The organism is Bradyrhizobium sp. UFLA05-153 (assembly GCF_054185185.1).
Genome location: NZ_JBBIAM010000119.1, coordinates 16,364 through 27,780 on the forward strand (window position 1 = coordinate 16,364; position 11,417 = coordinate 27,780).

Below are 11,417 nucleotides of genomic sequence, written 5' to 3' on the forward strand. Positions count from 1 at the left end.
CGGTCACAATCTTGTTCGGGATGAAAATGCCAGCCCCGGCGAGAGCACCTTAGAGGTATCAGCGCACTGAGTGGACTCCGTGTAAGTACCGACCGCAACACTGTCCTAATTTCCCAATGCCGGGTCTCCTAACCAGGACAACACCATTTCTGTCCGCTGCCCTTAGCGCGCCTACGTTTCGGTCGGCGGCTTCAGAGGGCTGTCGATCCTCTTACGGGCGGCCAGGCCTGCAGCGCGTCTTCCTCGCAGTGGGTGCAGACGCAGCCTATGTTGCGGAGTACCTGTAGCGGCCCACCAAGCCACATTGGGAGGTATGCTCATGGACGCGCCCAGCAAGGAATTCGCGCTGGCCGGCAGCCTTGAGGAGCTGACGCTCAAGGGGCGGCTCGTTATGCGCGGTGACCATCGTCCGATCCTCGTCATCTGCGACCGCGGGCGCGTCTTCGCTCTCGACAATCGGTGCCCGCACATGGGCTTCCCGCTGGATCGCGGCAGCCTCGAGGATGGCATCCTGACCTGTCACTGGCATCACGCGCGCTTCGATCTCGAAAGCGGCTGCACCTTCGATCTCTGGGCGGACGACGTGCCGATCTGCCCGGTCGAGGTGCGCAATGGTAACGTCTGGGTGAAAGCCACCTTCACAGATGCCGATATCGCCGCGCACTGGCATCAGCGGCTTGCCGACGGCCTCGCCCACGACCTCAGCCTGGTCATTGCGAAGGCCATCCATGGTCATCTCGCCGCCGGCGTGCCGCAGGTCGAAACCGTCCGGCAGGTGGCGTTGTTCGGGGCGCTAAATCGCGACGGCTGGAGCGCAGGTCTGACGATCCTTACGGCACTCGCCAATCTCCTGCCTGTGCTGCCGGAGGAGGACGCCTATCTCGCCCTCTTCCACGGCGCGCGCCGCGTCGCGGCGGACTGCGACGGCGAGGCCCCGCGGCGGGAACGCACGCCGCTTGGAAGCCGGCCGAATCGGGCCGCGCTCAAACGCTGGCTGCTGCGCTGGACGAGCGTGCGCCATCGCGAGGCGGCCGAGCGCACCCTGCTCACGGCGATTGCCGCCGGCTTCTCTACGGCTGAACTCGCTGATGCCCTGTTCGCCGCCGCGACCGAGCGGGCGTTCGCCGACACCGGGCACTCGCTCGACTTCATCAACAAGGCGTTCGAGTGCCTCGACCTGATCGGCTGGCAACACGCGGCGGCTCTGCTACCGACGGTCGTCGGTCAGATGGTGGCGGCCCGTGGCGCCGAGGAATCGACGGCCTGGCGCCAGCCCGTTGACCTCATCGCGCTGTGCGAGGGCTCAACCAGCGAACTCGCGGACCTGTTCACTGCCGGACGCGGCGCGCATGACTGGTCAGGCCACGCCGCCCTTGCGCAGACGCTGCTCGGTGACGATCCGGCCGGGATCGTTGATGCGCTCAAGGAAGCAATCCGCGCCGGCGCCGCGCCTGCTGACCTTGGCCAATCCCTCGCGTACGCGGCCGCGCTCAGAGTGGCGCGCTTCGGCAATGCCAACGAGCACGCCGACTGGGAGACGGCGCATCACGTCTTCACCTACGCCAACGCCGTCCACCAGATGCTGAAGCGCATCGGGGCTGCCAATAGCGACACCGGCGTCACGGCCGTCCGCGGCGTGTTGCACGGAGCTATGGCGCTCCACCTTGCTCGCTATCTCAACGTGCCGCCGGCGCGCATCCCGGGCGACGGAGGCGAGCCGCTCGATGATCTGCCCGCGGATCCAGAGACGATCGGCGCCGCCTTGCTCGACACCTTCGACCGGCAGCGACAAGTCGATCTCGCCGCAAGCCTGGTGGCACGGCATCTCACGCTCGGCCATTCGCCGCAGGCGCTGATCGTCACGCTCGCCCACGCGGTGCTGCGCGAAGATGCCGGCTTCCATGCGTATCAGATACTGGAGGCGGGAGTGCGGCAATTCGGCGCGTGGGGCGACATGGACGAGGGCCGGCACATCCTCATCGCGGTTGCGCGCTATCTGGCGGCCCATTCACCGACCGAACGCGCGTCCCTGCAGACCGCCGACATCGCCCGTCGCTTGATGCGGGGCGGTGAGCTGCATCACGAGGCTGGACCGCCCTGACGTCGCGCGCGAAGGGACAAGAGCCTGCGCCGGCGAACCGAGACGCGCTTCCAAATGTTGGCCTTCATAAACGCCCTGTATCGCTACTTCCTTAAGTCGATAATCCTGGGCGCGACGAGCCCGCTCGTGCGGCGATGACAGAATCGGTCGTGGCCGCTCTTGCCTTTGCCGGCTTGGCCATTTTCCTGGCCCACGCTTTTGACGCCTACCGGATGCGGTAGACGCGGGGCGGCTGAGTGTCCCTCTAGATCGTTCGGTGGTTTTCTTGGGTGAGGCGGACCACGTGCCTCACGCCGTCCCAGACCTCCACGATGGGATACGCATCGAGAAATCTTTTCGCACGTTGCGCCGCGTCGGCATCGTCGGCGCAGTCAATTTCGTAAGTGGCGCGAGCGACGCCCGTCAAATCCACGGCGTAGTCAAGCGTGCACCGCAAAACGACGGCCTAGCGCATTTCCTTCAGCGGGTGCATTCTGGCGTGACCGGAACTGTGAGGAGGGCTTGGTCATGCGTCGCCCATCCAAACCGTTACTCGACAAAGCGATCGCCTACAGGGCGGGCGCGATTGGTCTGGGGTTGCTTCCCGTCGCCATGGCGTTCGCCGCGGTGCTCATCCCGTAACCGCGTTGAAGAACCGACAGCACCCTGCAATGGAGCGCGAGCTGTGACAACAGCCGGGGCTGCCCCCCATGACTTAGGCAGCTCCGCAAATGCGTTTCGAGTTGCGCCGTCAGGGAACGAAAACTCCGGTCAAGACGTTAGAAGCGCGAGACCGTCGCTCGCCGTTGACTACACGGCGCATGCCGCGGATAGCCAAAGGTTTCTGTTGCAGGGCCCGCTCTTCTCAAAAACAAGCGCTCGCGCAGATAGCCAAAAGCGGCGGTCTCCGGTTCCGTTCAGAATTGCCAGCCGTGCTCGCAAGCGAGAGAGTTGCGGGAGGGGGGTGCCAATGCTGGCGCTTTCTTACCCGAACGAGGCTTCGCTATGCGCAACCGGATTGACATGGACCTCAACACAGCCGAGCAATCGTTCAAGAGATCGGGGAGAGACTACGCGCGTTCCTGAAAGAAGAGCCGGAACTCCCGGGGAGCCTTAGAACGCAGATCGGCCGGCTCCGCGAATTGGAAGAGCAGTCACCATCAATCATTCCAGCGGCCAAGCGTTGCGACAAGCGTCGCCGCTGAGCCGCTTTGGACAGCACAGGCGGCTCGGCCAGCAATGCCATCGGTGAAGCGCCGTGGGTCAAAAATATTGAATGAGTACGGTGCGGCACAATCCGAATTGATCGGCAAAGCCGTCGTGCTTACTGACGGAAAGGCAGGCACGGTCGAGAACGTTTGGCTGGATGAATTGCACTGACTTCGGATTTCCATCATAGGTCATGATGGAAGATGGCCGGTCTCAACCATCAAGCTTGCGGAGTCCTAGACCTCCCATCGGCTGCGCGTTGCCCAGATCGCGCGCTCCTTTCAAAGCATTCCCATCAAAATGAAAGTCCGACCTCGGTCAGGAAAGTGACAGTCATGATCGCGACCGTAAGGAACACGTCGCTCGCCGAGAGAGGGGTCATGAATGCCTCGCATCTTGCGAAGCCCTGGGTAAATCATTCAGGCTAGAAAATGTTTCGGTTCCAAACGCAGACGGCGCGAGGTGCGAGCGGCGCCGGCATCCGAGGCGGACTAAAGAGATGTTCGATTTGGCCTGCCACATTTCGCTCGCGCCAGTCACGCCGCTGCCGGCTCGATCACCTCGCTCTGCTTCGTCTCAGCATCATAGACCTTAACCTGGAGCATCGGAAAAAGTCCTTTTAACTCCTTGGCCGCGTTTATGGCGCGGTCTTGCGTATCAAACTCCATCTTAGGCTGGCCGTCCACAATGAGCGCATAGCCGCCAGCTGGAAGGCCAGTGACCGTCCTAAACATGGGCGAAGGCGTTTGTTGCGTGCGCTGTTGACGCATGGGGAAACTCCGGCCTTGGGGATCAGCTTCTAAACGACTGAAACGGAGAATCGTTCCGCGATAGGCAGATTATGTTGGCTCGTGGACGGTTGCCCTGATCGCTTGATGAATAGACCGCGCGTGTTATGTACACCAATCCAACTCGAGGCGAAGCAAAGTGGCAAAAGCTAAAAAGAAGAGACCGGCGCGCAAGCCGTACACAGCAGCTGACATGAAGCTGCTAAAGCAGCATTCGAAGGCGAGGACGCCGGTAGTAAAGATCGCGAAACTTATGAAAAGATCCGAAGGCTCCTTAAGGCAAAAGGCCATAACGCTCGGAATTGGCCTGGGCCATCAGAGATGATCGGCCGCACAAGCCAAACGAGCCGGCAGCCTGTTGTGGAGAAAAAGACCACCAAACTGAGGCTGCCCTTTATGCAGCGACAATGACGAAGATCAACCAGCCAAGCACGATCGCAGCCGAAACGATCGAGGCGCCAAAATACCAAGTGTCGCGCGATGGCCTAAAAATTTGCTGCGCCTTCCTTCGGCACCTTGGGCGAGCTAAATCCATTAGCCCGCGAGTTTCAGAAACACCAACGGCCTGTTGGCGGCATTCCTCTGCTTCATCCGGAAGCGCTTCGTGAGGCCACAGGGCGCACCAAGTCAGGCTTAGACAGAACAACATGAGCGATGCGCAGTAGATTGACAACAGAAGGTGGCGTAACGGCAAACACTGTTTCGAGAGAATGTAAGGTCCATGTAAGGGTTCAATGCGACAGAGAGCCTAGAAGCCAGCCCCTCCTCTCAATGCCTGAACCGACGCGCGGACTACCCGACGACTTTCCGTTGACGGCACTTCGGCTGCCTACGCGGATCAGAAACGTTTTGGCTTTCCAGGGGTTCAAGACTGTCGGCGACGTTCGATCAGCTTCCGACAAAGCGCTGCTGAGTTTGCCGGATTTGGGGCCAAAGTCCGTCGCCCAGCTGCGCGCAAACCTCGGTTTCGATAGCAGAGAATGAACGTAGACACGCATGCAAACGCGGTGTCCGAAGTGCAGTACGATTGTGAAATCCACGGACGGCGTTACTTGGTCGATGATCAACGCCGGCTGTCATGATCTAGTCGGTACCAAACGTGCCGATCAGCCCGAATATTGCCCCACGCTGTCGCTCGTTGCGCAGCCGGATGTTAGGTTGCCCGGGGTGAGCGACACCTCCGGGGACGTTTTCACAGGATGAGGGCTGAGCTAGACTGTGAACCTATAGACGCGCCGGGCGGACGCCTTGTCAGAGTCCGCTGTGCCCCCGATAGCCAACGTATTGTTGCATAGCAACGAAACGACGCGAAGGGCCAACTGCTGACTCATGCACCGCAGCGTGACCGGGCCCGCTACTGGAGTCGGCCGACTGCTGAGGCAGAGATCTGTCAGACGCTTCCAATGATACCGAGATTCCAGGGCCGACACGAAACCGAATACCCCCGGCCCTCCCTGCGGAATTGATCCCGCAACCGCATCGCATGAGGGCGCAGATGCCAACGTTCCCACGGGATTGGAGCCCGGTGGTGCGAAGTAAGCTGGACCAACGCAGTCTTCCCATGTTGCGACCGGCCGCCTTGATATCCTGTTCGCGAATAGCCAATTTAGAAACATGTTGGAATGGGAGGGCCCGACTGCACGATCAGATGAACTGACTAAGGCCGGTACCGAGCGGTAACCCGACTCGGTTCACCAGTGCGGCGGATCATACCTTGGAGGGGATCATGTATAGCGATTCGCTGTTCAACGCTGTCGCTCGGTCCTTCGAGGCTCGAAGTCAGACCGACCTGTCGATGGCGGAATATCTGGAATCGTGTCGAACAGATCCGATGCGATACGCTAATGCGGCCGAGCGATTACTAGCTGCGATCGGTGAACCTCAGATGATCGACACGGCCAAGGACCGTCGCCTTGGCCGCATCTTTTCCAATCGGACAATACGCAGCTATCCGGCCTTCGCCGGCTTCCATGGCATGGAAGACACGATCGAGCGTATCGTTGGTTTCTTCCGCCATGCGGCGCAGGGGCTCGAGGAGCGCAAGCAGATCCTCTATCTGCTGGGTCCCGTTGGCGGCGGCAAGTCATCGCTCGCCGAGCGGTTGAAGTCGCTGATGGAAGTTCACCCGATCTATGTGCTTAAAGCCGGCGACGAGCTCAGTCCGGTGTTCGAGTCCCCGCTCGGCCTGTTCGATCCCGAAAACCTCGGACCGATGATCGAGGAGAAGTATGGCATTCCTCGCCGCCGCCTCAACGGGTTGATGAGCCCGTGGTGCTACAAGCGGCTCGAGGCTGTCGGCGGTGACATCTCGCAGTTCCGCGTGGCAAGGATTCAGCCCTCACGGCTGCGGCAGATCGCGGTAGCCAAGACGGAGCCGGGCGACGAGAACAACCAGGATATCTCTTCGCTGGTCGGCAAGGTCGATATCCGCAAGCTTGAGACCTACGCCCAGAACGACCCAGACGCCTACAGCTACTCGGGCGGGCTCAATCGCGCCAATCAGGGCATTCTCGAATTCGTCGAGATGTTCAAGGCGCCGATCAAGATGCTGCATCCGCTGTTAACGGCGACGCAGGAAGGCAATTACATCGGCACCGAAAATATCGGCGCGATTCCCTTCGGCGGCATCATCCTGGCGCACTCGAATGAGGCGGAATGGCAGGGCTTCAAGGCCAACAAGAAAAACGAGGCGTTCATCGACCGCGTCTGTGTCATCAAGGTCCCGTACTGCCTGCGCGTGGCCGAGGAGCAGAAGATCTACGAGAAGCTGATCTCCGGCTCCGAGCTTGCGGCCGCGCCCTGCGCGCCGGCGACGCTGGAGACGCTCGCCCGCTTCTCGGTAATGTCGCGCCTGCGCAAGCACGAGAACTCGACGCTGTTTGCCAAGATGCGGGTCTATGACGGCGAAAGTCTTAAAGAGAGCGACGCCAAGGCGCGAAGCGTCCAGGAATACAAGGATGCGGCCGGCATCGACGAAGGCATGGACGGCGCCTCGACCCGCTTTGCCTTCAAGGTGCTGGCGGCAACCTTCAACCACGACACCGCCGAGATTGGTGCCGATCCCGTCCATCTGATGTATGTGCTCGAGCACGCGATTCGGCGCGAGCAGTTGTCTGAGGAGGTCGAGAAGCGTTATCTCGAATTCATCAAGGCCGAGCTCGTGCCGCGCTATGCGGAGTTCATCGCCAACGAGATCCAGAAGGCGTATCTTGAATCCTATTCCGATTACGGCCAGAACCTGTTCGACCGTTACGTCGACTATGCAGATGCCTGGATCGAGGACCAGGACTTCAAGGACCCCGACACCGGTCAGATGCTCAACCGCGAGTTGCTCAACCAGGAACTGACCAAAATCGAGAAGCCCGCGGGCATCACCAATCCCAAGGATTTCCGTAACGAGGTGGTGAAGTTCTCGCTGCGGTCGCGCATTCGTAACGGGGGCAAGAATCCGTCCTGGACCTCATACGAAAAAATCCGCGAAGTGATGGAAAAGCGGATATTTTCGCAGGTCGAGGACCTGTTGCCGGTGATTTCGTTCGGCACGAAGAAGGACAGCGAGACCGGAAAGAAACACGACGATTTCGTCGCTCGGATGGTGCAGCACGGCTATACCGAACGGCAGGTCCGGCGGCTCGTCGATTGGTACATGCGCGTGAAACGGGCCGGGTGAGGCGGCTACAACAGTGGCGATGTTCATTGTCGATTGGCGTCTGAATCCGGGCAGCAAGAGCCTGGAGAACCGCCAGCGTTTCCTGCGTCGCGCCAAGGCGCTGGTTCAGGGTGCCGTCAAGAAGACCTGCGAGGGCCGTGACATCAAGGATGTCCTGGAGGGTGGCGAGGTCTCAAACCGTTCCGCACGACGGACACAGACCAACACTTCCGGACGCCCGGACCACAACAACGGCCTTATCGTCTTCGTAGTACGCACTCTCCACAACAAACCCACGCGGCACCAGACTGGAGCGCTGGAGTGCTTGCTGCATGGCGCTGATTCTCCGCCAATTAAAACGCCAGACATCCCCCAAACTGCATCAAAAGTGAGTCAGAGCCAATTTTGCATGCCGAATGACAATTACCCCTCCTCGCGTTCGAGAGACTACACGACGGCTTTCCGCTATTCAGGCGCGCACCACCTCGGCGCCGCATGCGGCGCAGAGCCGGGCTTGTGGTGTCGGGAGAGGCTTTCCGCAGGAGACGCAAGGAGGGCCGTATAGATTGATCGGGTGATGCCACACAGCATTCGCGTTAGTTTCGTCGAAGCCGGTGATCTCAAAATACCTTCTTAAGATGCGTGGCCGATCCTGCCCGTTTTCCAACACGTAAGCGCTTTCTTGCTCGTCGAGCATCGGAATTTCCATCTGGCAGCGCCAGCAGTAGAGCAGCTTCACCGTCGCTAACCTTTGAGGGCCTAAATTCGATTTGAAAACCGATTAACCGCGCTCATAAACTGTATTCCTGGATCAACATCTCGCAGATAGATGTTCTTGCGTAGGAAATCGATTTCCGCCAAATGCTCAGCCTCGTCGACATCAATGTACCAGGAGCGAGGCCTTCCATCCGCGCCGTCGCTCCATCGATACCCGCGCTTCTTGAGCACATCCTTTAGCTCAAAGGGGGATTGTTCGGCCCACACGCGGGCAGTTTTTCGCCGTGCTCGTTCGAGCAGAAGGGCAAATGCCGGCCGGCCTAGTTTGGGAACATCCTTGGATAGAATCTCGATGAGGGCGCGACAGTCGTCAATCGCGCGATGGGCCTGATGGAAGAGGCCGGCTCCGTCGAGCAGATAACCGAGCCGGGAGCCATCGAATCCGTGCCGACGCTATTCGACTTCCGTTGCGGAACAATCCCATGCCTTCCGCTCAAATATTGGCCAATAGCGTTCAACGAATTTGCGATCGAAGCTCGCATTGTGGTCTATAACTACGACGGCCTCGGAGGCAAACGCCGAAACCGCATCAGGGTCGATCCGATGACCCAAAACCATCTCGTCGGTAATGCCAGTGAGCTCGGTGATCTCTGCAGGTATCGGGTTGGACGGCTCATTGAACGACGAAAACACCCGCCACCGAGTTTGATATTCAGGGCCTCGAGCCCGACTGGGTAGGAGTGTGTTGGGACGCCGATTTCCGATCGATCGATGGCAGGTGGCAATCCTATCGCTTCTCGGGCACGCGGTGGCAGAACGTCAATGATGAGAGCCGCAAGGCCTACCGAACCAATGCCTACCGCGTGCTGCTAACGCGCGCCCGTCAGGGCATGGTGATCTACATCCCGGCGGGTGATGTGATGGATGCTACGCGACCGCCTTCGTTTTACGATGGAACGGCCGCTTTCCTTTCAAGATGTGGTTTGGCCTCGATTTGAGGTAACGCATACCGTTCAAGTCGGTCGCTGGCCGACTTCTTCCATAACATCTCATACGCGAATGGGTGGTCCTAGCGCAAAGCGGACATTCACCGTAGGCACGAGGTCGCCGAAGGGCCACAAGCGGTCATTTCGCGCCAAGGTCCCTTAACAAAGCGGTGGCGTCCGATGACTGTGAAGTGGGCGATGGCGGCGAGGTTCGTCTGTCAGCCCCCGGGGCCGTCCTTCATGATATAGCCCATCAGGTCGTCCACGTTGTGCTCCAAATCCCGGATGATGTTCTTGACGACGTCTCCGACCGAGATCACGCCCACGACCTTGCCCGCGTCTAGCACTGGCAGATGGCGAAAACCGCGCGCAGCCATCATTGCCATGCAGCCTTCCAGCCGATCGTCCGGCTTGACCGTCACCGGGTTGCCCGTCATCACTTGGCCGACCGGCGTCTGCTTCGCATCGAGCCCGGGCAGCAGCACTTTGATGGCGCAGTCACCCTGGGTCACGATACCGACCAGCACGTTGTCGTCGATGACCAGCACCGACCGGACCCGGTAGTCGCGCATCTGTCGCAAGGCTTCGACGACCATGTCGCCGGAACGAACATGGATCAGGGCGCCACTCTTCTGGGTCAGAGCGTTTCTTACAGTGCTCATCGATCTCCTGTGGTGGGGCCTGTTCCTGCCGCCTTGAAGGTTAGTCGAAATATCTTGCCTTGTCAGCACCGCGCCGGGCTACGCCATCGAGGCGGTGAAAATCCCGCTGTCGGGATCGGTGGCAGGCTTCGCCGGCGACATCGCCTGTAGCACCTTCACCATTTCCAGCTCGAAGCCGCTGCCCGTCCGTTTCGATGGACGTGCCACGTCTATTTCCCTCACCGAGGCAGCAGGTCTTGTTTCGGGGGCGGGCTGTAACACCAACCCGTAAACCCCAGTCGGGCGCCTCGGCGAAATGGAAGTAATTAAGCGGTTCGGCGACAAGGTATTCGCCCGCAACGTTTCTGCCTCCGTCGTCGGTGCTGACAGAAGGCGCCATGATCACATATGCCCCAAAATGGATTGGCGTCCATGAGAGGTCTGCTCGGGGTCATTCTCGACCGAGCCAGGCGGTCCTGCCTGCCAATTGATGTCCGCTCCTACCTTGAAGCGACCTGATTATTGCGCGCACGCGAAATGACGCGAGGGGCCATGAGCGGATGTCGCCGCTCTGCTCGATCACCTCGTCGCCACCGGCGAACACCGGCTGCGATGATCATTCGGGCAACCCGGCTTGCCGCAATCCTTCTCCGTATCGCGCAAACCTCAACCCCTGACTCGGGATGCGACGTTTATTCATGCCGGTATTAAGTCGATGATACGCATGATGGCGACCGTTGAGCCGACATTTTCTAGGTCTTCGCCGATGCCTTTTTTGCACGTCCAAACATCACCTTTCTTCGCAACAAATTCCATGCCACCGATTTGCTTCACCCGGAGTTCGCCCTCCGGTACGTGGCAGACCATGTCATTGGGCATGGAAGGGTTGGAAGTCTTTGCGCCTGGCCGGTAAACCACATCGCGCATTGAGACGGTTTTATAGCCTGGGATCATCGACTCGCGTTTACCCCAGGGTTGGATGCTGACGCCTTCGGGTAAAGTTTGCGCGGAAGCTGGTGTTCCCGCCGCGAACGCGGCAGCCGTTGCAAACCCGAGTGATAGCGCTGATCTTCTGTCGATCTTTGTCATCGCTGTTCTCTTTTGGGCGTTTCGGCCCCTTAGGCCAATCCTTAGGGCCTTGGTTGCAAACTACACTGGATACTCAGGCGAAGCGCAACCAAAGATTAGCATGCGGGCGGCTTGAGCAAAATCTTTCAAAGGTGTCCGGAGGAATATGTCCGCTAGGGGTCTTGGCCGTGTAAAAACAGCCTTATAGGGCCGTCAGTCTTGAAGCCAAAACTGGGCCGGCCTCAGGCCGCGATCGCGGCGATCAGCGGCCTGATCCCG

9 protein-coding genes and 2 pseudogenes are annotated in these 11,417 nt (G+C 59.8%); 6 read left to right on the top strand and 5 right to left on the bottom strand.

Annotated features, from left to right (window positions below; genetic code table 11):
• Positions 1-319: 319 nt before the first annotated feature.
• Both Q2941_RS41465 and Q2941_RS41470 read left to right on the top strand, forming a co-directional pair.
• A complete protein-coding gene (locus Q2941_RS41465) occupies positions 320-2,101 on the top strand; it encodes a Rieske (2Fe-2S) protein (RefSeq protein ID WP_458196123.1) in 1,782 nt (593 codons plus the stop codon).
• A 1,218-nt stretch (positions 2,102-3,319) separates the two neighbouring features.
• Positions 3,320-3,529, top strand: a pseudogene (locus Q2941_RS41470) (PRC-barrel domain-containing protein).
• A 296-nt stretch (positions 3,530-3,825) separates the two neighbouring features.
• Here Q2941_RS41470 and Q2941_RS41475 read toward each other — a convergent pair.
• Positions 3,826-4,059, bottom strand: a complete 234-nt coding sequence (locus Q2941_RS41475; protein ID WP_458196124.1) for a hypothetical protein — start codon at positions 4,057-4,059, stop codon at positions 3,826-3,828.
• 789 nt (positions 4,060-4,848) lie between these two features.
• Here Q2941_RS41475 and Q2941_RS41480 point away from each other — a divergent pair.
• The 3 genes and pseudogenes from Q2941_RS41480 to Q2941_RS41490 all read left to right on the top strand — a co-directional run.
• Positions 4,849-5,061 (top strand): DNA-directed RNA polymerase subunit alpha C-terminal domain-containing protein, encoded by a 213-nt coding sequence (locus Q2941_RS41480; protein ID WP_458196125.1) that lies wholly within the window; start codon positions 4,849-4,851, stop codon positions 5,059-5,061.
• A 742-nt stretch (positions 5,062-5,803) separates the two neighbouring features.
• Positions 5,804-7,747, top strand: a complete 1,944-nt coding sequence (locus tag Q2941_RS41485; protein WP_458196126.1) for a PrkA family serine protein kinase — start codon at positions 5,804-5,806, stop codon at positions 7,745-7,747.
• Between the two features lie 19 nt (positions 7,748-7,766).
• A pseudogene (locus Q2941_RS41490) lies at positions 7,767-7,922 on the top strand (DUF444 family protein); the annotation flags it as partial.
• Between the two features lie 273 nt (positions 7,923-8,195).
• On the opposite strand, the gene Q2941_RS41495 reads toward Q2941_RS41490, so the two are convergent.
• Complete coding sequence (locus Q2941_RS41495; RefSeq protein ID WP_458196132.1) at positions 8,196-8,465, bottom strand: C1 domain-containing protein; 270 nt, start codon at positions 8,463-8,465, stop codon at positions 8,196-8,198.
• Between the two features lie 718 nt (positions 8,466-9,183).
• On the opposite strand from Q2941_RS41495, the gene Q2941_RS41500 reads away from it, so the two are divergent.
• Entirely contained in the window at positions 9,184-9,441 is a 258-nt protein-coding gene (locus Q2941_RS41500) for a DNA/RNA helicase domain-containing protein (RefSeq protein ID WP_458196127.1), read from the top strand.
• 206 nt (positions 9,442-9,647) lie between these two features.
• Here the strand turns inward: Q2941_RS41500 and Q2941_RS41505 are convergent, their stop codons facing one another.
• The 3 genes from Q2941_RS41505 to Q2941_RS41515 form a co-directional block, all read right to left on the bottom strand.
• Entirely contained in the window at positions 9,648-10,091 is a 444-nt protein-coding gene (locus Q2941_RS41505; protein ID WP_458196128.1) for a CBS domain-containing protein, read from the bottom strand.
• A 78-nt stretch (positions 10,092-10,169) separates the two neighbouring features.
• Positions 10,170-10,298 carry a hypothetical protein gene (locus Q2941_RS41510; RefSeq protein WP_458196129.1) on the bottom strand — a complete coding sequence of 43 codons (129 nt, stop codon included), beginning with the start codon at positions 10,296-10,298 and terminating at the stop codon, positions 10,170-10,172.
• A 468-nt stretch (positions 10,299-10,766) separates the two neighbouring features.
• On the bottom strand, positions 10,767-11,159 hold the full coding sequence (locus Q2941_RS41515) for a cupin domain-containing protein (protein ID WP_458196130.1): 393 nt from the start codon (positions 11,157-11,159) through the stop codon (positions 10,767-10,769).
• Between the last annotated feature and the right edge of the window lie 258 nt (positions 11,160-11,417).